This window comes from Halopseudomonas oceani, from assembly GCF_002903165.1.
GTDB lineage: Bacteria > Pseudomonadota > Gammaproteobacteria > Pseudomonadales > Pseudomonadaceae > Halopseudomonas > Halopseudomonas oceani.
Window position 1 is genome coordinate 126243 of the sequence record NZ_PPSK01000001.1, and the last position, 25973, is coordinate 152215.

At 62.2% G+C, this 25973-nt stretch carries 25 protein-coding genes; 14 read left to right on the forward strand and 11 right to left on the reverse strand.

Translation table 11 applies throughout. From position 1 onward, the window contains the following. Positions 1-122 precede the first annotated feature (122 nt). A complete protein-coding gene (locus C1949_RS00635) occupies positions 123-1442 on the forward strand; it encodes a substrate-binding domain-containing protein (RefSeq protein WP_211287026.1) in 1320 nt (439 codons plus the stop codon). 258 nt (positions 1443-1700) lie between these two features. On the opposite strand, the gene trmB is transcribed toward C1949_RS00635, so the two are convergent. The 4 genes from trmB to C1949_RS00655 all read right to left on the reverse strand — a co-directional run bounded on the left by trmB (position 1701) and on the right by C1949_RS00655 (position 4002). Then, a complete protein-coding gene (gene trmB, locus C1949_RS00640) occupies positions 1701-2432 on the reverse strand; it encodes a tRNA (guanosine(46)-N7)-methyltransferase TrmB (protein ID WP_104736542.1) in 732 nt (243 codons plus the stop codon). 66 nt (positions 2433-2498) lie between these two features. Then, positions 2499-3290: a thiazole synthase gene (locus C1949_RS00645; protein ID WP_188656492.1), complete on the reverse strand. Its 792-nt coding sequence runs from the start codon at positions 3288-3290 to the stop codon at positions 2499-2501. Between the two features lie 24 nt (positions 3291-3314). Beyond that, positions 3315-3515, reverse strand: coding sequence for a sulfur carrier protein ThiS (gene thiS, locus C1949_RS00650; protein ID WP_104736543.1), 201 nt, complete (start codon positions 3513-3515; stop codon positions 3315-3317). 112 nt (positions 3516-3627) lie between these two features. Then, complete coding sequence (locus C1949_RS00655) at positions 3628-4002, reverse strand: DUF423 domain-containing protein (protein WP_088276021.1); 375 nt, start codon at positions 4000-4002, stop codon at positions 3628-3630. A 50-nt stretch (positions 4003-4052) separates the two neighbouring features. Here C1949_RS00655 and mtgA point away from each other — a divergent pair, with 50 nt between their 5' ends. Then, a complete protein-coding gene (mtgA, locus tag C1949_RS00660) occupies positions 4053-4805 on the forward strand; it encodes a monofunctional biosynthetic peptidoglycan transglycosylase (protein WP_104736544.1) in 753 nt (250 codons plus the stop codon). Positions 4806-4906: 101 nt separating this feature from the next. Here mtgA and C1949_RS00665 read toward each other — a convergent pair whose 3' ends face one another. From C1949_RS00665 to ftsY, 5 genes are all read right to left on the reverse strand, one after another. After that, positions 4907-5512: a hypothetical protein gene (locus C1949_RS00665; protein ID WP_104736545.1), complete on the reverse strand. Its 606-nt coding sequence runs from the start codon at positions 5510-5512 to the stop codon at positions 4907-4909. A gap of 81 nt (positions 5513-5593) precedes the next feature. Continuing rightward, on the reverse strand, positions 5594-6457 hold the full coding sequence (rpoH, locus tag C1949_RS00670) for an RNA polymerase sigma factor RpoH (RefSeq protein WP_104736546.1): 864 nt from the start codon (positions 6455-6457) through the stop codon (positions 5594-5596). A 220-nt stretch (positions 6458-6677) separates the two neighbouring features. Further along, on the reverse strand, positions 6678-7676 hold the full coding sequence (gene ftsX, locus C1949_RS00675; RefSeq protein ID WP_104736547.1) for a permease-like cell division protein FtsX: 999 nt from the start codon (positions 7674-7676) through the stop codon (positions 6678-6680). Continuing rightward, complete coding sequence (gene ftsE, locus C1949_RS00680) at positions 7676-8341, reverse strand: cell division ATP-binding protein FtsE (RefSeq protein ID WP_104736548.1); 666 nt, start codon at positions 8339-8341, stop codon at positions 7676-7678. Before ftsE ends, ftsX begins: the two co-directional genes overlap by 1 nt. Further along, a complete protein-coding gene (ftsY, locus tag C1949_RS00685) occupies positions 8342-9535 on the reverse strand; it encodes a signal recognition particle-docking protein FtsY (RefSeq protein ID WP_104736549.1) in 1194 nt (397 codons plus the stop codon). It lies immediately after the preceding gene. A gap of 160 nt (positions 9536-9695) precedes the next feature. Between ftsY and C1949_RS00690 the strand changes: the two genes are divergently transcribed. From C1949_RS00690 to C1949_RS00705, 4 genes are read left to right on the forward strand one after another with little or no spacing between them, the layout of a single operon-like run. Then, positions 9696-11045 carry a M16 family metallopeptidase gene (locus C1949_RS00690; RefSeq protein ID WP_104736550.1) on the forward strand — a complete coding sequence of 450 codons (1350 nt, stop codon included), beginning with the start codon at positions 9696-9698 and terminating at the stop codon, positions 11043-11045. After that, a complete protein-coding gene (locus C1949_RS00695) occupies positions 11042-12586 on the forward strand; it encodes a M16 family metallopeptidase (RefSeq protein ID WP_104736551.1) in 1545 nt (514 codons plus the stop codon). The genes C1949_RS00690 and C1949_RS00695 overlap by 4 nt, the downstream gene beginning before the upstream one ends. Next, positions 12583-13164: a 16S rRNA (guanine(966)-N(2))-methyltransferase RsmD gene (gene rsmD, locus C1949_RS00700; RefSeq protein WP_104736552.1), complete on the forward strand. Its 582-nt coding sequence runs from the start codon at positions 12583-12585 to the stop codon at positions 13162-13164. The genes C1949_RS00695 and rsmD overlap by 4 nt, the downstream gene beginning before the upstream one ends. Then, positions 13146-14162, forward strand: coding sequence for a hydrolase (locus C1949_RS00705; RefSeq protein WP_229744323.1), 1017 nt, complete (start codon positions 13146-13148; stop codon positions 14160-14162). Before rsmD ends, C1949_RS00705 begins: the two co-directional genes overlap by 19 nt. Here the strand turns inward: C1949_RS00705 and C1949_RS00710 are convergent. Further along, positions 14138-14788 carry a TetR/AcrR family transcriptional regulator gene (locus tag C1949_RS00710; protein ID WP_104736554.1) on the reverse strand — a complete coding sequence of 217 codons (651 nt, stop codon included), beginning with the start codon at positions 14786-14788 and terminating at the stop codon, positions 14138-14140. The two genes, C1949_RS00705 and C1949_RS00710, sit on opposite strands and share 25 nt — an antisense overlap. 157 nt (positions 14789-14945) lie before the next feature. On the opposite strand from C1949_RS00710, the gene C1949_RS00715 reads away from it, so the two are divergent. The 7 genes from C1949_RS00715 (at position 14946) to C1949_RS00745 (ending at position 22022) form a co-directional block, all read left to right on the forward strand. Then, entirely contained in the window at positions 14946-16388 is a 1443-nt protein-coding gene (locus C1949_RS00715; protein WP_104736555.1) for a coniferyl aldehyde dehydrogenase, read from the forward strand. Positions 16389-16446: 58 nt separating this feature from the next. Beyond that, the gene (locus C1949_RS00720; RefSeq protein WP_229744322.1) at positions 16447-16986 is read left to right on the forward strand and encodes a twin-arginine translocation pathway signal protein; all 540 of its coding nucleotides are present in this window, start codon (positions 16447-16449) and stop codon (positions 16984-16986) included. A gap of 21 nt (positions 16987-17007) precedes the next feature. After that, positions 17008-18597, forward strand: a complete 1590-nt coding sequence (locus C1949_RS00725; protein WP_104736556.1) for a GMC family oxidoreductase — start codon at positions 17008-17010, stop codon at positions 18595-18597. Between the two features lie 110 nt (positions 18598-18707). Continuing rightward, positions 18708-19187, forward strand: a complete 480-nt coding sequence (gene coaD, locus C1949_RS00730) for a pantetheine-phosphate adenylyltransferase (protein ID WP_104736557.1) — start codon at positions 18708-18710, stop codon at positions 19185-19187. Between the two features lie 19 nt (positions 19188-19206). Continuing rightward, positions 19207-19458, forward strand: a complete 252-nt coding sequence (locus tag C1949_RS00735; protein WP_104736558.1) for a YfhL family 4Fe-4S dicluster ferredoxin — start codon at positions 19207-19209, stop codon at positions 19456-19458. Positions 19459-19460: 2 nt separating this feature from the next. After that, the gene (gene ggt, locus C1949_RS00740) at positions 19461-21182 is read left to right on the forward strand and encodes a gamma-glutamyltransferase (RefSeq protein WP_104736559.1); all 1722 of its coding nucleotides are present in this window, start codon (positions 19461-19463) and stop codon (positions 21180-21182) included. 54 nt (positions 21183-21236) lie between these two features. Next, entirely contained in the window at positions 21237-22022 is a 786-nt protein-coding gene (locus C1949_RS00745) for a DUF817 domain-containing protein (RefSeq protein ID WP_268236178.1), read from the forward strand. 136 nt (positions 22023-22158) lie between these two features. Here C1949_RS00745 and C1949_RS00750 read toward each other — a convergent pair whose 3' ends face one another. Next, complete coding sequence (locus tag C1949_RS00750) at positions 22159-23604, reverse strand: YfcC family protein (RefSeq protein WP_211287028.1); 1446 nt, start codon at positions 23602-23604, stop codon at positions 22159-22161. A gap of 281 nt (positions 23605-23885) precedes the next feature. Between C1949_RS00750 and fusA the strand changes: the two genes are divergently transcribed. Beyond that, complete coding sequence (gene fusA, locus C1949_RS00755) at positions 23886-25970, forward strand: elongation factor G (protein ID WP_104736561.1); 2085 nt, start codon at positions 23886-23888, stop codon at positions 25968-25970. The last annotated feature ends 3 nt before the right edge of the window (positions 25971-25973 follow it).

Genomic DNA, 25973 nt, shown 5'->3' on the forward strand with positions numbered 1-25973 from the left:
AGCCGTGCGCTGTGACGTATTCGACAGGTCGAGCCGGCAACTGGTTGATCGTAACCTGAGTGTCATCTGTCTGTCGCACTCTGGCAGCCCTGCACCCCGCTGTCAGATGAATGAGGTCCATCATGCACTCGGTTCGTCGCCGTCTTCACCACCTGTGGCTCTCGCTTGCCCTGCTGCCCGGTCTGGTCAGCGCCCACGCACTGGAGATTCACGGCTCCAATACCATCGGCGCGGCTCTGGCGCCGATGCTGATGACCGGTTTTCTGCAGCAGTTGACCGGCAATACCGTCAGCGCCCAGCCGACCGGGGTAGCCAACGAGACGATTCTGTCCACCACCCATGACGGCAAGCCACTGACGGTGCTGGTCGCAGCGCACGGCTCCAGCACCGGGTTTACCGCACTGGCAGCCAACCAGGCGGACATCTGGGCCGCTTCACGACGGGTCAAGGACAGCGAAAGCGCCGCCATGTCGGCGCGCGCCGACATGACTAGCCCCGCCAGTGAACACGTGATTGCGATTGACGGACTGGCGATTCTGGTACACCCGTCCAACCCGGTTGAGCGGCTGGACATCGATACCCTAGCGCGCATTTTTGCTGGCGAAATTAGCAACTGGGCAGCCGTTGGTGGCCCGGATCGACCGATTCATATCTATGCCCGCGACGAACAGTCGGGCACCTGGGATACCTTCAAGGAGCTGGTACTGGCCGGCCGCTACAGCCTGACCTCGAGCGCACGCCGTTACGAGTCAAACGATGCCTTGTCGAGCGATGTGAGCAGCGATCCCTCCGGCATCGGCTTTGCCGGTTTTGCCTCGGCCGGTAACAGCAAGCTGGTGGCGATTGCCGACGGCACTGCACCGGCGCTCAAGCCAAGCAAGCTGTCGGTCGCCACCGAAGACTATCCGCTGGCCCGTCGGCTATACCTGTATACCGCCGCAGACACCGGCAAGCCGCTGGCCCAGCAGTTCATCGAATATGTTCAGAGCCAGGCCGGGCAGGCGATTGTGGCCGAGTCCGGATTCTTCTCGCAGACGCCCTTTGCAGTCGATCTGCCGCCGGATGCCAGTGTGCCCGATACCTTCAAGCGGCTGACCCAGCACTACCAGCGCCTGTCGGTGAACCTGCGCTTTGCCGAGGGACACACCCAGCTGGATAACAAGGCCCTGCGCGACCTGCAGCGCGTCCAGCAATACCTCGCCGACACCGGCAGAACCGGCCGAGACCTGATGCTGATCGGTTTTGCTGACCAGCAGAACCACGAGCTGCGCGCGCAAATGATCTCTGAGTTGCGAGCCCTGTCTGCGGCCAAGGCCCTGCGGGAAATGGATGTGCAAGTGCAAGGCTATGTGGGGTATGGGCACTACATGCCGGTGGGCTCGGCAGGCGGGGAAAGTGGTGCGCGACGCAATGGGCGGGTTGAGCTGTGGGTGCGGCGGTAAGACGCTGCCCCCTGCCCGGTGCAGCTGGATTCCCGCCGGCGCGGGAATGACGGCTGGGGCGCCTGACATAGGTGCCACGAAACCGCTTGATGCGGAAGCGTCGCCAAACGTGCGTATACATCGCCTCCACCGGGAAGGTCGAGCGGGCCATCCCGGGCAACGCATAAGGCTGCCGTTATAGCACCAGGCCTGCCCACTCCTCGTCATCCCCGCGCAGGCGGGGACCCAGTCAGGCGAAGGTCGCGGGCAACCGTGGGCTCAGTCGACCCGCTCGAACTTGAGATCCCAGACGCCGTGGCCCAGACGCTCTCCGCGCCGCTCGAACTTGGTCACCGGGCGCTCTTCCGGGCGCGGTACGTAACCGGCATCACCGGCCTGGTTACGATAACCGGGGGCGGCACTCATCACTTCAAGCATGTGCTCGGCGTAGTGCTCCCAGTCGGTGGCCATGTGGAACACGCCCCCAACTTTCAGCTTGCGACGCACCTGCTCGGCAAAGGCCGGCTGCACAATGCGGCGCTTGTTGTGCTTCTTCTTGTGCCAGGGGTCCGGGAAGAACAGCAACAGACGATCCAGGCTGCCGTCCGGAATGCAGCGGTTGAGCACTTCGATCGCATCGCAATCAAATACCCGCACGTTGCTCAGGCCGCTGGTCAGCAGACCGTTGAGCAGCGCTCCGACGCCAGGGCGGTGCACCTCAATACCAATAAAATCCTGCTCGGGCGCGGCCGCTGCCATTTCCAGCAGCGAGTGGCCCATGCCAAAGCCGATCTCCAGCGTGCGCGGCGCACTGCGACCAAACAGGGCATCCAGATCGAGCATGCCCTGGTCCAGTGTCAGGCCGAAACGCGGCCAGCCCTGATCAATCCCCTTCTGCTGACCTTCGGTCATGCGGCCGGCACGCATGACGAAACTGCGAATGGCACGACGCGGAGGGCTATCGGGGTTCGGGGTGTCTGCGCTTTCGGGCAGTTCAGGAGTATCAGACATGGGCAGCTCGGTAATGATTCGAATGAGACGGCGCCCCGCGGGGCGCCTGACAGAAGGATAGCCTGCTCAGCGCAGGGTGCCGTCCAGCGGCGATGAGGCCGAGGCGTACAGCTTGCGCGGCATGCGACCAGCCAGATAGGCAGCGCGACCGGCCACCACAGCGTGGTGCATGGCCTGAGCCATCAGCACCGGCTGATCGGCGTGGGCAATCGCACTGTTCATCAGCACACCGGCGCAGCCCAGCTCCATCGCGATGGTCGCGTCGGAGGCGGTACCAACCCCAGCATCCACCAGCACCGGCACGGTGGCTTCTTCCAGAATGATGCGCAGGTTCCAGGGGTTGCAGATGCCCATGCCGGAGCCGATCAGGCCGGCCAGCGGCATGACCGCAACGCAGCCCATGGCCGCCAGCTCGCGGGCGATGATCGGGTCATCGCTGGTGTAGACCATGACGTCGAAGCCGTCCTTGATCAGCACCTCGGCCGCCTTGAGGGTTTCCACCACGTTCGGGAACAGGGTCTTCTGGTCGGCCAGCACTTCCAACTTGACCAGCTTGTGGCCATCAAGCAGCTCACGGGCCAGCCGGCAGGTGCGCACCGCCTCTTCAGCGGTATAGCAACCAGCGGTGTTCGGCAGGATGGTGTAGCGATCCGGCGGTACAACATCCAGCAGGTTGGGCTCGTCCGGATTCTGGCCGATGTTGGTGCGGCGAATGGCAACGGTCACGATCTCGGCGCCCGAGGCTTCGATCGCGCGGCCGGTCTCGTCCAGGTCCTTGTACTTGCCAGTGCCGACCAGCAGACGTGAACGGTAGCGAACGCCAGCGATTTCCAGCGCATCCTGGGTCATATCAGTCATCAGGTTCTCCAGCGAAGGGTTGGGTTAGCCGCCACCGATGGCATGCACGATCTCCACCCGATCCCCTTCGGCCAGACGGGTTTCGGCGTGCTGACTACGCGGCACGATATCGAGGTTCAGCTCAACCGCCAGACGCTTGCCGGTCAGCCCCAGACGGGCGATCAGCTCAGTCAGGGTAAGCGGCTGGTCGAGGTGATAGGGCTCACCGTTCAAATGAATATGCATGGGCGGCTCGGCAACGACGGATGGAGATAATAGGGCAGCTCAGCGCGGTCAATGTTGACCGGCGACAAGGGCGCTATGATAACGCCCTTTGCCACCCGCTGACCACGGCGGATCAGAGCGTGCGCCAGACCGCTAGCCCCAGACACAGCCAGGCCACCAGCCAGAGCACGCCGCCGAGCGGAGTAATCATGCCCAGCTTGCCGATGCCGCTGAGCGTCAGCAGATAGAGACTGCCGGAAAACAGCACGATACCCAGCGCAAAGAGCACACCAGTGGCTTTGAGCAAAGTGCTGTCCGGGCTGCGAAGCAGCAGCAGCGCCACCCCAATCAGCGCCATGGTGTGCCACAGCTGATAGCTCACGCCGGTCTGAAATACATTCAGCATGTTCTCGGACAGTTTGCCGCGCAGCCCGTGGGCAGCAAACGCGCCCAGTGCTACGCCGGTGAAACCACTCAGTGATGCCAGTAACAGCAGCCATTTGGCCATGCTTTGCCCCCTCGGTTTATACTCCGGACCAAATCACTGGCCGGACTCCCATGTTCAAACTCATATTGCGCAAGACCGCCAAGTGGCTCCTGATTGTCGCCCTGCTCAGCCTGCTGCCCGTGCTGGTGTTACGCTGGGTGCCTGCGCCAGGCTCGATGCTGATGGTCGAACGCTGGATCAGCCAGCGTGACGACGCCGACTACCGCCGCCAGTATCAATGGCGACCGTACGAGCAGATCCCCGACAGCATGAAAATGGCGGTGATCGCCGCAGAAGACCAGCGCTTTGCCGACCACTACGGCTTTGACCTCAAGGCCATTCGCGCCGCCGTCGAACATAACATGCAGGGCGGCAATCTGCGCGGCGCCAGCACCATCAGCCAGCAGGTAGCGAAGAACCTGTTCCTCTGGTCAGGCCGCAGCTATCTGCGCAAGGGGCTGGAGGTCTGGTTTACCGCCGGCATTGAACTGCTCTGGCCCAAACAGCGGATTCTGGAGATGTACCTGAATATCGCCGAGTGGGACAAGGGCGTCTACGGCGTAGAAGCCGCGTCACGCCACCACTTTGGAATCGGCGCCAGCTATCTGTCCAGCCAGCAGGCCGCGCAACTGGCTGCGGTGCTGCCCAGCCCGCTCAACTGGGACGCGGCCAGCCCGCCGCCCCACGCCCTGCGCCGCGCCAACTGGATTCAGCGCCAGAGCAGACAGTTGGGCGGGCGCCACTATCTGGATCGGCTGGAAGCAGGCAAGCCGTTGCCGAACTGGCTGACCGTGCGCTACTGGCGCAATCGACTGGATATTTGAGACGACTCGTTGAGACCGCTCGCCGAGCCTGCCTCACACCTTCCGCGAACGATCTGGCAAGCAGAAGCGCAACGCCGCAGATGGACGCTTAAGCACCCACACTACTGCTCAAGGTCGTCGCGCAGACCAAACATGATCGAATGCGCCTGCTCTTCACCAACAGCAACCACCGCGCCCACCTTCGGATAAACCCAGGCTTCCCCTTCGCTGACTGGCAAACGCAGATCCGGGTTGCCGAAGGTGCCCTGCACCTGCGCCAGCGACATCGGCTCGTTGGGGATCAGGCTCAGGCGCACGATCTTGCGGTCTTTCAGGGCATCACCGACTGCCGAGTTGATCGGCTGATCCGGCAGCTCCGGTTGCCAGGCCTGGGCCTGGACCAGACTCTCGGTCTGCTCGGGTGTCAGGCTGATCACCGCCTGCACGCGCCAGCTCAAGTCATCGCTTTCCATCGTATAGCGGCTGACCAGCAACGGCTCACCTTCAGAGCTGATCATCCAGAGGGTGCCATGCCCCAGCACCGCTCCCGCATCACCAAGGGTCAGCTGCTGCTCGTGCAGCGGCGTCAGCAGATTGGCCTGATAACGCTCCTGCCATTGCATCGGTTCGGGAGCCTCGGGCCGAGACTGCCAATAGCCAAATGCATAGAAGGCGAGAATCACCACGGTGAACAGTGTGGCCAATCGCACACCCTGACGGCGCGTCATGCGTTACTCCTTGGTTTTATGTTTATTCCGGACAAACAAAAAGGGCATCCTGCGGATGCCCCTTGTTCAATGCAGCAAGCGTCAGACTTCAACCTCGGTTTCAAGGTTCTTCTTCAGCTTGTTCATGGCGTTCTTTTCCAGCTGACGGATACGCTCGGCCGACACCTGATACTTCGCTGCCAGCTCGTGCAGCGTGGCCTTCTCTTCGGCCAACCAGCGCTGGTAAAGAATATCGCGGCTGCGCTCGTCCAGCGCCTCCAGACCGGTCAGCAAACTGGTGCTGGCACTATCAGACCAGTCAGCCGACTCCAGCTGGGTAGCCGGGTCGTAGCGCTTGTCTTCCAGATAATGCACCGGGGCGTAGGCCGCATCGTCGTCATCGTCCTGCGCGCCATCAAAGCCCAGATCCTGGCCGTACAGACGGCTCTCCATCTCACGGACTTCGCGCTCGGCAACGCCCAGATCAGCCGCTACTGCCTCCACTTCATCCTGTGACAGCCAAGACAGCTTCTTCTTGGCGCTGCGCAGGTTGAAGAACAACTTGCGCTGGGCCTTGGTGGTCGCCACCTTGACGATACGCCAGTTGCGCAGGATGAACTCGTGGATCTCGGCGCGAATCCAGTGCACGGCAAAGGAGACCAGGCGCACGCCCATCTCCGGATTGAAACGTTTGACCGCCTTCATCAACCCAACGTTGCCTTCCTGCACCAGATCAGACTGAGCCAGACCGTAACCGGAGTAGCTGCGAGCGATGTGCACGACAAAACGCAGGTGAGACATGACCAGCTGACGTGCAGCTTCCAGATCTTCGTGATAGTACAGGCGATCGGTCAGCACCCGCTCCTCATCTACACTGAGAATCGGAATGGCGCTGACGCTTTGAATGTAGGCTTCGAGATTGGCTCCCGGAGCCAAGGTATGAACAGGCTGCAATGCAGTGCTCATGTTCGAACTCCCCAAATAAGAACGGCTGAGTGTATCACCGCAAAATAAGACTGTGAACGTAACCTAAAGTTCAGCGTGGCGGCAAGCGTAACCAGGATGCTTCCGGCGGGCGGCCTGTAAACGGGTTATCCCGGCGTTTACTGCCACACCGCGCTCGACGGACAAACTCGCCATTAAACGCCTCGCGGTTTTCGCTTGAGGCTTGCGGCTTGTCGCCGCCTTATTGCGGCTCAATAGCCCTTACATGCTGCCCAACCGCCAGCCAGGCGCCGGCCAGCCCCAGCACCATAGAGCCGAACACCAGCGCCAGGCCGTCACTCCAGGGCATGCCGAACAGGGCGAAATCGCTCTGATAAAGCGATGCCACGCGTTCGACGGTAACATTCAGCCAGGCTAGGCCAAGCGCCAGCAGCACCCAGGCCAGCACTCCGGCGAGTAGGCCATAAAGCACGCCAATATAGAGGAACGGGCGACGCACGAAGGCATCGGTGCCGCCCACCAGCTTGATCACCAGAATCTCTTCACGGCGGCTTTCGATAGCCAGCCGGATGGTGTTGGCCATAACCAGCAGCAGGGCGATGATCAGCAAGACGCCAAGGCCACCGGCAAAACGCTCAAACATCGCCAGAATCGCGGCCAGCCGCTCAACCCAGAGCAGATCAATCTGCACCTGTTCAACGCCGTCAATGGCGGCAAGGCGGTCACGCAGTGGCTCCAGCGCCGCGGCGCCGCCGTCAATACTCAACGGAGTGACCACAATCACGCTGGGCAACGGGTTGTAGTCAAGCTGCAGCAGCGCATCGCCCATGCCCGCGTGCTGCTGGAATTCGGCCAGCGCCAGATCCTTGTCGAGCAGTTGCGCCTGCGCCACACCCGCCAACTGACCGATCTGCTCGGTCAGGCTCTGCTGTTTCTCGGCGCTGACGTCATCCGCCAGATACACGGAGATCTGCGCTGCTTCCTGCCAGTTCACCCCCAGCTGCTTAACCTGACCAATCAGCACCGAAAGGCCCATCGGCAACGCCAGGGCGATGGTCATTACCAGCACCGTCATGGCGCTGCTGAACGGATAGTGACGCACCCGCACCAGCGCCTGACGGGCGCTGTCACGGTGGCTGCCGAACCAGCTGCGCAGCGGGTGACGCCAGTCGCGCTGGGAGCGCGCCGCCCCACTGGGTGTCTTGCGGCGGCCGGGCTGGGGTTGCTTGGCGCTGCTCATCAGGACTCTCCATCGGCCAGCAGATGGCCTTGATCCAGCGTCAGGGTGCGGTGATGCAGGCGGGCAATCAGCGGCAGGTCATGGCTGGCGATGATCACGGTCACGCCGACCCGATTGAAGTCTTCAAACAGCGCCATGATTTCCGCCGACAGTTCCGGGTCAAGGTTACCGGTCGGCTCGTCCGCCAGCAGCAGCGCCGGCTTGTGCACCACCGCACGGGCGATACCGACCCGCTGCTGCTCACCGCCGGACAGCGCGATCGGGTAGCTGTTTTCCTTGCTCAGCAGGCCAACCTTGTCGAGCGCGGCGCGCACCCGGCGCCCTACTTCGTCGGCCGGGGTGCCGTTGATGATCAACGGCAGAGCGACGTTGTCGAATACCGTACGGTCGAACAGCAACTGGTGGTTCTGAAACACCACGCCGATCTGGCGGCGCAGGTAGGGAATGTCGTCACTGCCCAGATCACGCAGGTTCTGACCACCGACGTGCACGGCGCCGCTGCTGGGGCGCTCCATGCACATGATCAGCTTGAGCAGGGTGCTCTTGCCGGCGCCAGAGTGGCCGGTAATAAACACCATCTCGCCGGTCCGGATGTGGAAGCTGAGCTTGTCCAGCCCCTGATGTCCGTTAGGGTAGCGTTTGCTGACCTGCTCGAAGCGAATCATTTATGGCTTCTGTCCAAACAACGCGGCAACGAAGTCGGGTGCGGTGAAGGGGCGCAAGTCGTCGATCTGCTCGCCCACACCGATGAAGCGAATCGGCAGACCAAACTGCTTGGCCAGGGCAAAGATCACCCCGCCCTTGGCGGTGCCGTCCAGCTTGGTCAGGGTCAGACCGGTCAGGCCAACCGCCTGATCGAACAGCTTGGTCTGGGAAATGGCGTTCTGGCCGGTGCCGGCGTCGAGCACCAGCATCACTTCATGGGGCGCATCGGCATCCAGCTTGGCCATGACGCGCTTGACCTTGGCCAGCTCGTCCATCAGGTGGTCCTTGTTGTGCAGACGGCCGGCGGTGTCGGCGATCAGCACGTCGGCGCCACGGGCCTTGGCGGCCTGCAGGCCGTCAAAGATCACCGAGGCGGAGTCAGCACCGGTGTGCTGGGCAATCACGCCGATCTGGTTGCGCTCGCCCCAAACCTGCAGTTGCTCAACCGCGGCAGCGCGGAAGGTATCGCCGGCGGCCAGCATCACCTGCTTGCCTTCGCTCTGCAGCCGCTTGGCCAGCTTGCCGATGGTGGTGGTCTTGCCGACGCCATTTACGCCGACCACCAGAATCACATAGGGCTTCTTGCTGCTGTCGATTTCCAGCGGCTTGGCCACATGCGCCAGCAGCGCTTCCAGCTCATCCTGCAGGGCACGGTAAAGCGCCTTGCGGCTGGACACCTGACGGCGGGTGACCCGTTGCTGCAGGGTTTCCATGATCATGGTGGTGGCTTCAATGCCGACGTCGGCCATCAGCAGCCGGGTTTCCATGTCTTCGAGCAGTTCGTCGTCGATTTCCTTTTCGCCGAGGAACAGGTTGGCCATACCCTCGCCGAGGTTGACGCTGGTCTTGGACAGGCCCTGGCGCATGCGCGCGAAGAAGCCCTTGGCCTCCGGCTCGGCGACCGGTTCCGGGGTTTCCTCGACCGGCGCCTTCTGGCCCAGTTCGGAAAACAGCGAGGCAGCCGCCTCACGGGCCGCTGCTTCACGGCCCTCGACGGTATTCAGGTCACCACTGAGCGGGGCTGGAGCATCGGCCTGCGGCTCACTCGGTGCCGGCTCTTCCCGGCGCCGTGCCCAACCGAACAAGCCTTTCTTTTCCGGCTTGGTAGTATTCTGGGCATCGGGGTTTTGCGGTTTGTCTTTGGAACCAAACATGAAGAGTCACTATCTGAGTTCGACGGCGAATGCTTCGCCGTATTGAAGGTTGGGTTATCCTACCCCACTTCCGCCAACGGCGGTATGACTCAGCGGCAGGCAGTACACCAGTCTGCATGCAGGGTCACACGATTACCGCGCTGTATAACAGGACACCTGCATGTTGCGCTTGCGTACTCTCCTGCTGTTGCTTCCACTGCTCGCGCCGACGGCCATGGCCGAAAGTCGGCAACCTACCCACAGTTACACCCTCGACAATGGGCTGAACGTCATTATCCGCGAGGATCACCGCGCGCCGGTGGTGGTCTCGCAGGTCTGGTACAAGGTCGGCGGAGTCGACGAGCCACCGGGGCAGACCGGCCTGTCGCATGCACTGGAACACATGATGTTCAAGGGCAGCGAACACCTTGAACCCGGCCAGGCCTCGCGTCTGCTGAGCAGTCTTGGCGCCAGCGAAAACGCCATGACCAACCGCGACTACACCGCCTATTACCAGATGCTCAGCCGCGATCAGCTACCGGTAGCGCTGGAGATGGAAGCCGAGCGCATGCACCTGCTGACCCTGCCCAAGGACGAATTCCTGAAGGAAATCGAGGTCATCAAGGAAGAGCGCCGCATGCGGGTAGACGACAACCCGAACGGGCTTGCCTACGAACGCTTTCTGGCCCAGGCCTACACCGCCAGCCCCTCCGCCCAGCCAGTGATCGGCTGGATGCACGACCTCAACCGCATGCAGATCGAAGACCTGCGCGCCTGGTACAAGGCCCACTACGTGCCGGGCAACGCCACCCTGGTGATTGTTGGCGACGTCTACCCGGAAACAGTCAAGCCACTGGTCGAGCGCTACTTCGGCGCCGTCCCGGCCGGCACCCTGCCGGTGGTACGCAAGCCGCTGGAGCTGGCGGCACCCGGGGAGCGCAGCCTGACCCAGCATCTGGACCTGCAGCTGCCGAGCCTGCTGCTCGGCTTCAACGTACCGTCACTCAATACCGTCAGCGAGCCGTGGGAAGCCCACGCCCTGCGCCTGCTCGATGCCGTGCTGGACGGCGGCTACAGCGCCCGCCTGCCAAGCCACCTGGAGCGCGGCGACGCCATCGCCACCTCGGTCGGCACCAGTTACGACGCCTTTACCCGCGGCGACAGCCTGTTCGTCTTCAGCGGCATCCCCAATGAGGCACGCAATACCGACCTGCCGAAACTGGAAGCCGCCATCTGGAAAGAGATTGACGCGATCAAACAGACGCCGCCAAGCGCAGAAGAGCTGGCCCGCGTGCAGGCACAGGTGGTGGCCGGGCTGGTCTATGCCCAGGACAACATCATGCAGCAGGCCAACCGCATCGGCGAACTGGTGACCGTCGGCCTGCCCTGGGAGCTGGTCGACAACGATATCGATGCGCTGCAAGCGGTTACCCCGGAACAGATCAGCGAGGTTGCCCGTCGCTATCTGGTACGCGAGCGCATGACCCGTAGCTACAACCTGCCCAATGCCCGCGAGGAGCAGCAGCCATGAGCCAGAGCAAACCCTTTTCCGTCCTGCGCTGGCTGATCGCACTGGCTGCCCTCGGCGTGATGCTGTTCCTGCTAGTGGAGCGCACCCCTGACAACCCGCAAGCCGTTGACGCGCCTGCCGTTGCCCAAGCGACGACTGCAACAGCGGCTGACACCGCCAGTGAGGTCTTCGGCTCACCTTTGCCGGCACTCAGCTCACTGGAGGAACTGGATCTGGATACACCGCCGGCGCGCCGCGGGCTGGATCTGCAGCACTGGCAGACCCGACAAGGCACACCGGTGTACTTCATGCACGCCGGCGAGCTGCCGATGCTCGACATTCAACTGCTCTACGCCGCTGGCGCCAGCCGCGACGGTGAGCTGCCCGGGCTGGCCATGTTCACCAACGCCATGCTCAACGAAGGCACCGGCAGCCTGGATGCCGGAGACATCGCCTCGGGCTTCGAGCGTCTCGGTGCCCAATTCAGCAACAGCTCGCACCGTGATATGGGCCTGATCAGCCTGCGCACCCTGACCGCTGCCGACAAGCTGGAGCCGGCACTGTCGCTGTTTGCGCAGATTCTGGCCAAGCCGAGCTTCCCGGCCAACTCATTGGAGCGCATCCGCGAGCAACTGCTCGCTGGCCTGCGCTACGCCCGTCAGCGTCCCGGTGCGCAGGCCAGCGAGGCGCTGTGGAGTACACTCTATCCCGACCACCCCTACGGCATCCCGCCGGATGGTACCGAAGACAGCCTCAAGGCCATCAGCCGTGACGATCTGCAGCGCTTCCAGCAGACCTACTACAGCGCCGGCAACGCAGTGATCGCATTGGTCGGCGACATCGACCGTGCCCGCGCCGAGCAGTTGGCCCAGCATCTGGCCGATGCAATGCCGCAAGGACCTGCTGCCGAGCCAACGCCGCCAGCGGAAAAAATCACCGCTAGCAGCCAGCATATCGACTTTGCCAGCAGCCAGACCCACGTACTGGTCGCCCAGCAGGGCATGAGCAAGGATGACCCGGACTACGCCGCGCTCTACCTCGGCAACCAGATCCTCGGTGGCAGTGGCTTTGGCTCACGCCTGGTTGAAGAGGTGCGCGAGAAGCGCGGCCTGTCCTACAGCGTCAGCAGCCACTTCAGCGCGATGCAGGCGCCCGGCCCGTTCGTGATCTCACTGCAGACCCGCAGCGATCAGGCCGAGCAGGCACTGATGGTGGTCAACCAGACCCTCGACCGCTTCATCAGCGAGGGCCCGACCGAGGCCGAACTGAGCCGTGCCAAGCAGCAGTTGCTCGGCGAGTTCCCACTCAGCACCGCAAGCAATTCGGCCATCGTTGCGCAACTGGCAGCGATTGGCTTCTATCATCTGCCGCTTAATTACATGCAGCTGTTCCTCGACCGCGTGCAGGCATTGACGGTGGATGACATCCGCGACGCCTTTGCCCGCCACCTGCCCGACAGCGAGCGCGTGGTGATCACCGTAGGGCCACCGCAACCACCCGCAGAATCAGACGACGATGCCGACCAGCCGAGCGCGGCGGCAGAGCAGGAGCCCAGCGCATGAAGTCCAACCAGGCCAAGGCCAGAGTCAGCCAGCTGCGTATCATCGCTGGCGAGTGGCGCAGCCGCCGCTTCACCTTTACCGAACAGCCGGGCCTGCGTCCGACCCCGGACCGAGTGCGCGAAACCCTGTTCAACTGGCTGAGCAGCGACGTGCCCGGCGCGCATTGCCTGGACCCCTTCACCGGCAGCGGCGCGCTGACCCTGGAAGCGCTGTCGCGCGGGGCCGCCAGTGCACTGGCCGGCGACCTCAGTCGTGACGTCGTGCATACCCTGCGCGGCCATCTGCAAACGCTGAACTGCGACCGTGCCGAGGTAGTCCAGCAGGACGGCCTGTCACTGCTGGCCAGCACGCCGCCACGGCGCTTTGATCTGGTGTTTCTCGACCCGCCGTTCCATCAGGGCTTGCTGGAACCGGCCTGCGCGGCACTGGAAGCCAACCAGTGGCTGGCCGACGAAGCGCAGATCTACATCGAAAGCGAACAACCGCCAAGTCAGCTGGCACTGCCCGACAACTGGCAGCTGCACCGCGAGAAGCGCGCCGGTCAGGTCTGGTACAGCCTGTGGCATCGGCAGGATTGAGCAGCTTCCGGCCCTCGCGCTGGCTGCCCGGCGGTCATCTGCAGACCCTGTTCAGCCCGCTGCTGCGGCGCCCACCGCAGCTCGAGCGTGAGCGCGAACGGCTGACGCTGGCCGACGGCGACTTTCTCGATCTCGACTGGTTTGGCCCGGACCATTACGAGCAACCCTGCGTGATTCTGCTGCACGGGCTGACCGGCAGCTCCAGCTCGCTGTACATCCTCGGCCAGCAACAACAGCTGGCCAAACTCGGCTGGCGTAGCGTCGCGGTCAACTGGCGCGGCTGCTCGGGTGAGCCCAACCACAGCGCCCGTGCCTACCATTCAGGCGCCAGCGACGACCTGGCCGAGGTGGTCAATCATGTGTTGTTGCGCTACCCCGGCCGCACGCTCGCTGCCGCCGGCTTCTCCCTCGGTGGCAACGTGCTGCTGAAGTATTTGGGCGAGTGCGCGGACGCCTGCCCGCTGCAGGCTGCGGTCGCGGTGTCGGTGCCGTTTCGGCTGGATGAATGCGCCGACCGCATCAGCGTCGGCTTTTCCCGCGTCTACCAGAGCCGCTTCATGCGCGACATGCTGGCCTACGTCAGCAACAAGAAGCGGCTGTTCAGCCATCAGGGCTGGCACAGCGAACACGCCCGACTGGATGCGCTGGGCTCACTGGACGGGATGGATACCTTCTGGGACTTCGACGGCCGGGTCACCGCACCGCTGCATGGCTTTGCCAGCGCCGACGACTACTACCGGCGTTGCAGCAGTCGCTACTTCCTCGGTGCCATTCAGGTGCCTTGCCTGCTGATTCAGGCGGCCAACGACCCCTTCGTCTATCCGCGCAGCTTGCCGCAGCTGAGCGAGCTGGGGTCGCGCACCGAATTTGAACTGCATCAGGGCGGTGGTCACGTCGGCTTTATCGAAGGCTCGCCGTGGCTACCGCGCTACTACCTCGAGCGGCGCATTCCCGACTGGCTGCAGCAACAGCTTCAGGCGTCCGGCAACTCGGTGTAGTAGTCCCGCAGCATCGCCTCAACCCGCGGGCGGGCCGCATCGCTCAACAGACCCAGTTCCTGCGCCAGCACCTGATAGACCGCCCGACGCTGCATCTGCGGAGTCAGCTGAACTTGCGGATCGGTCAACACCGTGGTGCAGAGGAAATTGGTCCAGCTGTTCATCAGCAGCCAGCTATTCAGCGCCAGCACCTCGGCGTTGGCGTAGCGGGCGTCGAGAATGCCGGCGTCGATGGTGCCCTGAAATATCCCCTCAACCGCCTGCAGTGCCCGCCGCGAGAACAGGCGGTAACGCTCGGCCACCTGCGCGTCGCTGGCCAGCAGATGCTCAAGGTCGCGCTGCAGGAAGCGGTAACGCCACAGCGACTCACTCAGACTCTCGACGTAGCGCGCCTTGTCATCCAGATCGAGCCCGCGGTCGGCCGGCAGCGCCAGACTGTCTTCCAGCTCGCGCTCGTAGTGATCAAACAGCTCGGCAATGATCTGCTGCTTGTTGCGGAAGTGGTAATAGAGGTTGCCCGGCGACATCCCCAGATGAGCGGCGATGTGATTGGTAGTAACAGCGCGCTCGCCCTGCTCGTTAAACAGCTGCAGGCTGGCTTCAAGAATACGGTCGCGGGTTTTCATGGCAATAGATCGGCTTCGTTTGCTGAATATTTGACACTTTAGAGCAATTACTCTAAAAATTACATCCCAGACCACTTGCTGGCGGGAGTCACCACTCCACCGGCAGTCAGAAAACAACAACAGTGGTGAAAACCACCGGTCAGTCCACGGAGGCCCCATGGTAGCCGATATTGCTTATCTGCAAGAGCAACAGCAGTCCATCAGCAGCATGCAGAAGCTGTTCGAGGCGCAACGCGCCGCTTTTCGCAAGGCGCCCATACCCTCGGCTGACGACCGCATTGAGCACCTGAAAGCGCTCAAGCAGGCCATCCTGAAACATCAGGAGGCCCTCATCACCGCCATCAACGAGGACTTCGGCCGCCGCTCTGCAGACGAAACCCGCCTGGCGGAAATCATGCCCTCACTGGAAGGCATTCACTACGCCAGCAAGCGCGTACGCCGCTGGATGAAACCATCAAAGCGCAAGGTTGGCCTGGCCTTCCAGCCAGCCAAGGCCCAAGTGGTCTATCAGCCGCTCGGCGTCATCGGCATCATAGTGCCCTGGAACTACCCACTGTTTCTCGCCATTGGCCCGCTGGTCACAGCGCTGTCTGCCGGTAACCGGGCGATGATCAAGATGAGCGAATCCACACCGCGCACGGCCGAGGTGCTGGAGCAAATGCTGAGCGAGATCTTCCCCGAAGAGCAGGTCGCCGTCGTCACGGGCGAAGCCGATGTTGGGGTCGCCTTCTCGAAACTGCCATTCGATCATCTGCTGTTCACTGGTGCCACCAGCATCGGGCGCCACGTGATGCGTGCAGCCGCCGACAACCTGACCCCGATCACCCTGGAGCTGGGTGGCAAATCACCGGCGATCATCTCAGCGGATGTACCGCTCGCCGACGCCGCCGAACGCATTGCCTTCGGCAAGGCGATGAATGCTGGCCAGACCTGCGTCGCCCCCGACTACATTCTCTGTCCACGCGACCGGGTCGAGGCCTTGGCCGAGGCACTGCATCATCAGTTCACCGCGATGTATCCGAGCCTGCTCAACAATGCCGACTACACCCAGGTGGTCAATCCGCGTCAGTACCAGCGCCTGCAGAGCTACCTCAGCGACGCGCAGGAAAAAGGCGCCCGCGTTCTGCCGGTCAACCCGGCCAACGAGGATCTGACCGGCACCCGCATCATTGCGCCCACGGTACTGCTCGATGTCAGTGACGAGATGAAGGTGATGCAGGAGGAGATCTTCGGGCCGCTGCTGCCGATTCTGCCCTACGACCAACTGGACGCCGCGCTCGACTACATCGCCGACCGCCCGCGCCCGCTCGCCCTGTACTATTTCGGTTATGACAAAGCCGAGCAGCAGCGCCTGATGGAGCAGACCCACGCTGGCGGCATGTGCGTCAACGATGCCGTGTTCCACGTTGCCCAGGATGACCTGCCGTTTGGCGGTGTCGGAGATTCCGGCATGGGCCACTACCACGGCCACGAAGGTTTTCTCACCATGAGCAAAGCCAAGGGCGTGTACATCAAGCAGCGTTACAACGGCGCCAAGCCGATCTACCCGCCCTACGGCGGCAAGCTGCTGAAGCTGGTGTACAAGCTGTTCCTGCGCTAAACGTGCGCCGATGCCACCCGGCAGGCCCACCCTGCCGGCAACAGGAAGAAGACTGATCATGTCAGACAACAATTCACCCGACCTCGACCGGCGCAGCCTGCTCAAGCTCGGCCTCGGTGCCAGTGTGATGCTCAGCACCGCTGGCCTGACCGCCACCCTGAGCGGCTGCAGCTCTGCCGGACCGGCCAGCAACCTGGCCGTACTGCGCGAATCCGACTTGCCCCTGCTCGCGGCGTTGTTTCCAGCCGCAGTCGGCCCGCACCCGGCCTTTAGCGAAAACAGCAACGCCATCGAACTGGCCATCGCCCAGCTTGACCATTCCCTGCATTACAGCTCGCCCTTCGTTCAGAGCGAGGTCTTGAACCTGTTGGGCATGCTCTCGATGCCACTGACTCGCGGCCCGCTGACCGGCATTTGGGGCGATCTGGCCAAGGCCAGTCCGGCCCAGCTTGAGGCCTTCCTGCTGCGCTGGCGCGACAGCCGCTTCGATATGCTGCGCAAAGGCCACAAGAGCCTGCTGCAACTGCTGCACATGGCCTGGTACGCCACGCCTCAGTCCTGGGCCGCCGTTGGCTACCCCGGTCCGCCCATCATCTGATTTCGATTGCAGGGAATTACCATGCCCGTACCCGATCTATTTTTGCAGGGAATTGAGCGCGGCTGGCAGGTCATAGACGCCAGCGCCCTCGACCAGGAAACGACCCTTGAAGCCGACGTCGTGATCATCGGCACCGGCGCCGGTGGCGGCACCAGCGCGGAAATTCTGGCCAACGCCGGCCTGCGTGTGCTGCTGGTGGAAGAAGGCTCGCTGAAAACCTCCAGCGACTTCAAAAATGACGAAGGCAAGGCCTACGCCGAGCTGTATCAGGAAGGTGCCGCCCGAGCGACCGCCGATGCCGGTATTGGCATCCTGCAGGGCCGCACCGTCGGTGGCACCACCACCGTCAACTGGACCAGCAGCTTCCGCACCCCGGACCAGACCCTGGCCCACTGGGCCGAGGCGCACGACGTCAAGGGGCTGGACAGCGCCAGCATGGCGCCCTGGTTTGCCCGCATGGAAGAACGCCTCGGCGTTGCACCCTGGGCAGTCCCGCCGAATGCAAACAACGACGTGATCCGCCTGGGTTGCGAAAAGCTCGGCTACCACTGGAAAGTGATTCCGCGCAACGTTCGTGGCTGCTGGAACCTCGGCTACTGCGGCACCGGCTGTCCGACCAACGCCAAGCAGTCGATGCTGGTCACCACCCTGCCCGCGGCCCTGGAGAAAGGTGCGGTGCTGGTACACAGCGCTCGCGCCGAGCGCCTGGTGTTTGATGGCGACCGCATCAGCGAGGTGGAATGCCGGGCAATGGACGCCACCCTGAGCAAGCCCGCAGGTCAGCGTCTGCGCCTGCGCGGCCGCCACATCGTGCTGTCCGGTGGCGGCATTAACAATCCAGCGCTGCTGCTGCGCTCGAAGGCGCCGGATCCGCACGACCGGGTCGGCAAACGCACCTTCCTGCATCCGGTCAACCTGACCCTGGCCCAGTACGACCGCGACATCCACGGCTACTATGGTGCGCCACAGTCAATTTACTCAGACCACTTTCAGTGGGATCAAGGCACCACCGGCCCGGTCGGCTACAAGCTGGAAGTGCCGCCGATGCAGCCGAGCCTGACCTCCACCCTGATGGGCGGCTTTGGCATGCAGCATTTGCACCGCATGGCGTCGCTGCCACAGAGCAACATCCTGCTGGCGCTGCTGCGCGACGGTTTCCACGAACAGAGCCAGGGCGGCACCGTGGCACTGCGCGACAACGGCGACCCGGTGCTCGACTATCCGATCACAGACTATCTCTGGGACGGTCTGCGCCGCGCCTTCCTCAGCATGGGTGAAATCCAGTTCGCCGCCGGTGCCAGAGCGGTGATGCCGAGCCACGCCCACGGCCATCTGAGTACCAGCTGGGCCGACTATCAGGAACAGGTCGCCAGCCTGAGCTACCGTCTGCACGACGTCCGGCTGGCGAGCGCCCACGTCATGGGCGGCTGTGCCATGGGCGAGGACCCTACTCGGGCGGTGGTGGACAGCGCCGGGCGCCATCACCAACTGGAAAACCTGTCGATCATCGACGGTTCGCTGTTCCCGACCAGTATCGGCGCCAACCCGCAGCTGTCGATCTACGGCCTTGCCGCGCGGCTGGCCAGTCAGCTGGCCAGCGACCTCAGCTGACTACGGCGGCGACACCTTAGCGGTGTCGCCGCCGCTCTGCATCTGGGTTTTCGCCGAGTGTTGAGCTACCATCTGCCTCTCGACAACACAGCCGCAGGACTCGATCACGCATGAATACCGTACTCTACCCCGGCACCTTCGACCCCATTACCAAAGGTCATACCGATCTGGTCGAACGCGCATCACGGCTGTTTGATCGGGTCGTCGTTGCCGTGGCAGCCAGCCCGAAGAAAAACCCAGCGTTTACCCTGGAGCAGCGCGTCGAACTAGCCAACACCGTGCTGGGCCACCTGCCCAACGTCGAGGTGGTCGGCTTCTCCTCGCTGCTCGCGCATTTCGTCAAGGAAGTGGACGCCAACGTTCTGCTGCGCGGCCTGCGCGCGGTATCCGACTTTGAGTACGAATTCCAGCTGGCCAACATGAACCGCGTACTCGCCCCGGATGTCGAAAGCCTGTTCCTGACGCCGTCGGAGAAGTACTCCTACATTTCCTCTACCCTGGTACGCGAAATCGCCGCACTGGGTGGCGACGTTACCAAGTTTGTTCATCCAGCCGTGAATGAAGCGCTGATCCAGCGCTATCACGCCTGATCCTGCGGAGAGCGCGCGCATGTCTCTGATCATCACCGATGACTGCATCAACTGCGATGTCTGCGAGCCCGAGTGCCCCAACGGCGCCATCTCACAGGGCGAGGAAATCTACGTCATTGACCCCAACCTGTGCACCGAGTGCGTCGGTCACTTCGACGAGCCCCAGTGCCAGCAGGTCTGCCCGGTCGACTGCATCCCGCTCGACCCGGACAACGTCGAGAGTCAGGAGGAGTTGATGGACAAGTATCGGATCCTCACCGGTAAGGCCTGACCATGATCAGTCTCAGCGTGCGCACGCTCACCCGCCTGCTCGGCCTCACCGCCCTGCTGGCGCTCGCCGCGCCGCTGCAGGCAGCCGACGGCCCCGGCCGCAACGCCGTAGCCAGCGCCCACCCGGTAGCGACCAAAGCGGGTCTGCAAATCATGGCCGACGGCGGCAACGCCTTTGATGCGGCTGTCGCCGTCGCCGCCACGCTGGCGGTCGTCGAGCCATACAGTTCCGGCATTGGCGGCGGCGGCTTCTTCCTGCTGCGCCAGCCCGCCAACAGCGAACAACCTTACCGGTTCATCGATGCCCGCGAGACCGCGCCGGGCCGAGCAGGCCGCGACCTTTACCGCGACGCCAGCGGCAAGGTGCAGCGCGATCCGGCGATCAATGGTCCGCTTGCCGCTGGCATCCCCGGCATACCTGCCGCACTGGTCCACCTCGCCACCCATTATGGCCGCCTGCCGCTGGCTCAGTCCCTGGCGCCAGCCATCGATGCCGCCGAAAACGGCTTCACCAGCAGTGAGCACTATCGCACCCTGGTCGGCTACCGACTGGAAGCCATGCAGCGTGACGCCGAGACCACTCGGCTGTTTCTGCGCAATAACCAGGCACCCGAGGTCGGCACGCTGATCACCCAGCCGGAGCTGGCTGAGACCCTGCGCGCCATTGCCAGCGAAGGACGCGACGGCTTCTATCGTGGCCCCGTTGCTGAACGGCTGCTGAGCGGCGTTCAGGCCGCCGGCGGCGTCTGGCAGCAGCAGGATCTGGATAACTATCGGGTCATTGAGCGCAGTCCGATCCGCTTTGTCAGTGGTGGCTATCAGGTCATCAGCGCGCCACTGCCGTCCGCTGGCGGCATCGCCCTGGCCGGTATTCTGCAGGCGCTGCCCGCACTACCTGCCAGCCCCAATCGCTCGATTGCGCAGACTCACCAACTGGTCGAGCTGATGCGCCGTGTCTACCGCGACCGTGCCATGCTGCTAGGCGACAACGACTTTGTGCCCGTGCCGGTGGCCGAGCTGACCTCCAAGGCCTACGCCGTGGCAATGGCCCGGGATATCGACCCCGAGCGCGCCACCCGCAGCAGTGAACTCGGCCCACTGCGCGACTTCCATGAAGGCACCAACACCACCCACTTCTCGCTGATCGATGCCGATGGCAATGCCGTCGCCGCCACCCTGAGCATCAACCTGCCGTTCGGCGCGGCCTTCACCCCGCCCGGCACCGGCGTACTACTCAACAACGAGATGGACGATTTCGCTGCCGACCCGAGCGGCAGCAACGCGTATGGTCTGGCCGGCAGTGAGGCCAACGCGATTGCACCCGGCAAGCGTCCGTTGTCGAGCATGACCCCGACCATGCTGGAAAACGACCGCCAACTCGCGCTGCTCGGCACCCCTGGCGGCAGCCGCATCATCACCATGGTGCTGTTGGGCGCACTGGAAGCCATGCACGGTGAGCCGGTCGAGCGCTGGGTCAGCCGCCCGCGCTTTCACCATCAGTACCTGCCGGACTACATTCAGGTCGAAGACGCCGCCTTCACCGAGCAGCAGCGTCAGGCGCTGGAAGCAATGGGGCATCGGATCGAACCAGTGGGCCGTGACTACGGCAACATGCACGCGGTGTCCTGGGACAAGGCAACCAACCGCGTCTCCGCAGCCAGTGATCCTCGCGGTATCGGCGCCGCCAGCGTGCAGGCGCAGGCGGCACCGGTACCAAGCGAATAACCCGGCAACAAACCAACCGCATCACGACGCAAAGGTATTCGTATAAAAACCTTTATCTACGAGTTCTGGCGTTTCGGTCTCAAACAGGCCTATGCCTGCCTGTTCGGCGGTTTTTTGTTGCTGGTGATGGTGGTGACCCGCTACTGGTACCCGATTGAAGGGCTGCACCGTTACGACTTCATCTTCCTCGCCGCGATCGGCTTTCAGCTATTTATGCTGGCCGCGCGTTTGGAAACCCTGCGCGAGTCCATGGTGATTGTGGTGTTTCATGTCACCGCCACGATCATGGAGCTGTTCAAGACCTCGGATGCCATCGGCTCCTGGCAGTACCCGGAGGCGTACCTGTTTGGTATCGGTAACGTGCCTTTGTTTACCGGTTTCATGTACAGCGCGGTGGGTAGCTATATCGCCCGCGTCTGGCGCCTTTTTGACTTTCAATACACCCACTACCCGGTGCACTGGCAGACCGTGGTACTGGTCATCCTGATCTACCTCAACTTCTTTACCCATCACTTTGTCTGGGATTTGCGCTGGGTATTACTGGCGACCACGGCCTACCTCTTCTGGCGGACGCAAATTCATTTCAAGATCAGCAAGACCCATCGCTGGATGCCCTTGCTGCTAGGCTGGTTTCTGGTGGCGCTGTTCATCTGGATTGCCGAAAACATCGCCACCTACGCCAACATCTGGGTCTACCCCAACCAGAAAGAACAGTGGCACATGGTCTCTCTGGCCAAACTGAGCTCTTGGTATCTATTGATGCTGCTGAGCTTTGTCCTGGTGTCGCTGATCAACAACCCGGTCACGCGCGTGCCAAGCAACCCAGTCCAAGGGCGATAGAACTCGAGTTCACCACCCTATATCGGCCAATCGCCCAAGCGAGCGCAGCACGGCTGCTGTTGTCACCAGGCAGAAAAAAGCCGGACCACGATATCGCTGGTCCGGCTTTTCATACGCATCTGAACGCGAAGGAGACTCAGCCCGTCCAGCCTACCACTTGGGCATAGATAACAAAGCACAGGGAAATGCCGATCCAGATGCCGAACAGCGGCAGGAAAAAACGTACCCAGCGATCCCAGGTGACACCGCCCAGCGCCAGTGTGGCCATAAAGTAGCCCGAGGTCGGATACAGGATGTTCGACAGACCGTCACCCAACTGATACGCCAACACCGCCGTTTGCCGAGTTACACCAATCAGATCAGACAACGGCGCCATGATCGGCATGGTCACCAGTGCCTGTCCGCTTCCGGACGGAATGACAAAGTTGAAAGCCACTTGGGAGATAAACATGCCCACTGCGGCCAGCGTCTCGGGGAAAGAACCAACCAGATTGCCCAGGCCAAATACCAAGGTATCCATTACCTGCCCCTGCTCGAGCATCACCGCAACGGCACGGGCGAGGCCACAAATCATGGCGCCAACCAAGACCTCGCGAAATCCACGGTTGAACGCTTCGCAGATATTGCCCAACGACAGGCCAGCGATCATACCCACAGCCACACCCATGATGACGAACAGACCCGCCATCTCCATCATGAACCAGCCACGCGTCAGCACGCCCCAGACCATCACCGCGAAGAAACCCAGCGCCGCCATGCCTGCCCAGAACTGACGGGGACTGAAGTGCATCGGCTCACCGATTTCCTCGTTCTGATAATGGCGACGCTTCTCGGCTTCCTTGCTGTCACCGGCCATCAGGCTCAATTCGGGGTTGGCGCGCACCTTCAAGGCATAGCGAGTGATATAGAGTACACCTGACCCGACCAGCAGCAGGAACAGCAGCGAGCGCAAACCGGCACCAGAGTAGATCGGCACCTCGGCGATCATCTGACCCAGGCCGGTGTTGATCGGGTTGAGCACCCCAGCGGAGAACCCGGCGGTCGTCGCCAGCAGCGCGACGCCCACTGCAGTAATACTGTCAAAACGCAGTGCGATCATCAGCGGCAGGATAACCGGCACATAGACCAACGCCAGTTCCTGGGTGCCAATCAGTGTTGCCACCACCGAAAAGGTCAGCATCAGCACCGGCAGAATAAGCACGGAGCGGTTGGCAAAGCGGCGGGTCAGCTTATCCACGGCGATGTCGATCACGCCAGTGGTGCGGATGACCATGAACATGCCGCCGATAATGAAGGTGAAAAATACCACCATGGAAGCATCGACCAGGCCCTGCGGAATCGCCAGCATGAACTGTTCGAGGCTGACCGGGGTTGCCTCGACCTGGCGGTAACTCTCGGGGTTGATTGCGACCCGGCCATTCTCCAAGGTCACGCGATCGTAAAGCCCCGCAGGGATAAAGTGCGTCAGCACCGCTGCGATAGCGGTAAATACAAAAAGAATGACGTAGATGTGCGGCATCTGAAAACCGACACGCTCTTCTACGACCGCCTCGTCGCTCATATTGCTGTTGTTATCGGCCACGGCTGTTCTCCGCTGGGTAGTTTGATGTCAAGGTGATTTACAACACTGCAGTTGCAGGAAAAAAGGCGACACCTTAACAGCCGTGCCGCGCGCACGCGCTCAGATAAACCGAGCTGATGCCGCTTGATTGCGCACAGCTATAAACAATCAACGCCCGCATAGTGCCATCGCCAGACAGACGGCAGGGGCCTTAACACTATTTCATCGTAAAAGCCGAGAGTTTCTTTTTCGATTCCTGTATATTGACCGCCTGTTTTTTCACCCGGCTATCAGAGAGTGCCATGACTGATCTATCCCTCTACCGTAATATTGGTATCTTCGCCCACGTTGATGCCGGTAAGACAACTACTACCGAACGTATCCTCAAACTCACCGGCAAGATCCACAAGCTGGGTGAAGTACACGAGGGTGAGTCCACCACAGACTTCATGGAACAGGAAGCCGAGCGCGGTATTACCATTCAGTCCGCTGCTGTCAGCTGCTTCTGGAAAGGCCACCGTTTCAACGTCATCGACACCCCCGGCCACGTTGACTTCACCGTAGAAGTGTATCGTTCGCTGAAAGTACTCGACGGCGGTATCGGCGTATTCTGTGGTTCCGGCGGCGTTGAGCCCCAGTCCGAAACCAACTGGCGCTACGCGAACGACTCCAAAGTTTCCCGTCTGATCTTCGTCAACAAGCTGGACCGTATCGGCGCAGACTTCATCCGCGTGACCGAGCAGGTCAAGAACGTGCTGGGCGCCAAGCCGCTGATCATGACCCTGCCGATTGGCCGCGAAGACACCTTCTCCGGTGTGGTTGACCTGCTGACCCGCAAAGCCTACATCTGGGACGAAACCGGACAACCGGAAAACTACAAGGTTGAAGACGTACCGGCCGACATGGCCGACGACGTCGAAATGTACCGCGAACAGCTGATCGAAATGGCTGTCGAAATGGACGACGACCTGATGATGGCGTACATGGACGGCGAAGAGCCGGCCATCGACGACATCAAGCGCTGCATCCGCAAGGGCACTCTGGAACTGGCATTCTTCCCGACCTACTGCGGTTCTGCGTTCAAGAACAAGGGCATGCAACTGCTGCTCGACGCCGTTGTTGACTACCTGCCGTCCCCGACTGAGGTTAACCCGCAGCCGCTGACCGACGAAGAAGGCAACCCGACCGGCAAGTTCGCCATCGTGTCTGCCGACGAACCCTTCCGCGCCCTGGCATTCAAGATCATGGACGACCGTTTCGGCGCCCTGACCTTCTGCCGCATCTACTCCGGCAAGCTGGCCAAGGGTGACACCATCCTGAACTCCTTCACCGGCAAGACCGAGCGCGTCGGCCGTATGGTGGAGATGCAGGCAGACGAGCGGAATGAACTGACCAGCGCCCAGGCCGGTGACATCATCGCCATCGTTGGCATGAAAAACGTTCAGACCGGTCACACCCTGTGTGATCCGAAGGACCCCTGCACCCTGGAAGCGATGGTCTTCCCCGAGCCGGTAATCTCCATCTCCGTTGAGCCGAAGGACAAAGGCTCCACCGAGAAAATGGGTATCGCGATCGGCAAGATGGTTGCAGAAGATCCGACCTTCCGCGTTGAGACTGATCCGGATTCCGGCGAAACCATCCTCAAGGGCATGGGCGAGCTGCACCTGGACATCAAGGTCGACATCCTCAAGCGTACCTATGGCGTTGAACTGGTTGTTGGTCAGCCGCAGGTGGCCTACCGCGAGACCATTACTCGCGAGATCGCCGACAGCTACACCCACAAGAAGCAGTCTGGTGGTTCCGGCCAGTACGGTAAGATCGACTACGTCATCCGTCCCGGCGAGCCGAACTCCGGCTTCACCTTCAAGTCCAGCGTTGTTGGCGGTAACGTTCCGAAGGAATACTTCCCGGCCATCGAGAAGGGCTTCGCCTCTTTGATGGACACTGGCCCGCTGGCTGGCTTCCCGGTTCTGGATGTTTCCTTCGAACTGACTGACGGTGGCTACCACGCCGTTGACTCCTCGGCCATCGCGTTCGAAATCGCGGCCAAGGGTGCGTTCCGTCAGTCCATGCCGAAGGCCGGCCCGCAGATGCTGGAGCCGATCATGAAGGTTGACGTGTTCACTCCTGAAGACCACGTTGGTGACGTTATCGGTGACCTGAACCGTCGTCGCGGCATGATCGCAGGCCAGGAAGCCGGTGTAACTGGCGTCCGCATCAAGGCCGATGTACCGCTGGCAGAAATGTTCGGCTACATCAGCACCCTGCGTACCATGACTTCCGGTCGCGGTCAGTTCTCCATGGAGTTCTCGCACTACTCCGCGTGCCCGGCCAACGTTGCCGAAGCCGTGATCGCGAAGGAAAAAGAGAAGCGCGCAGCCAAATAAGGC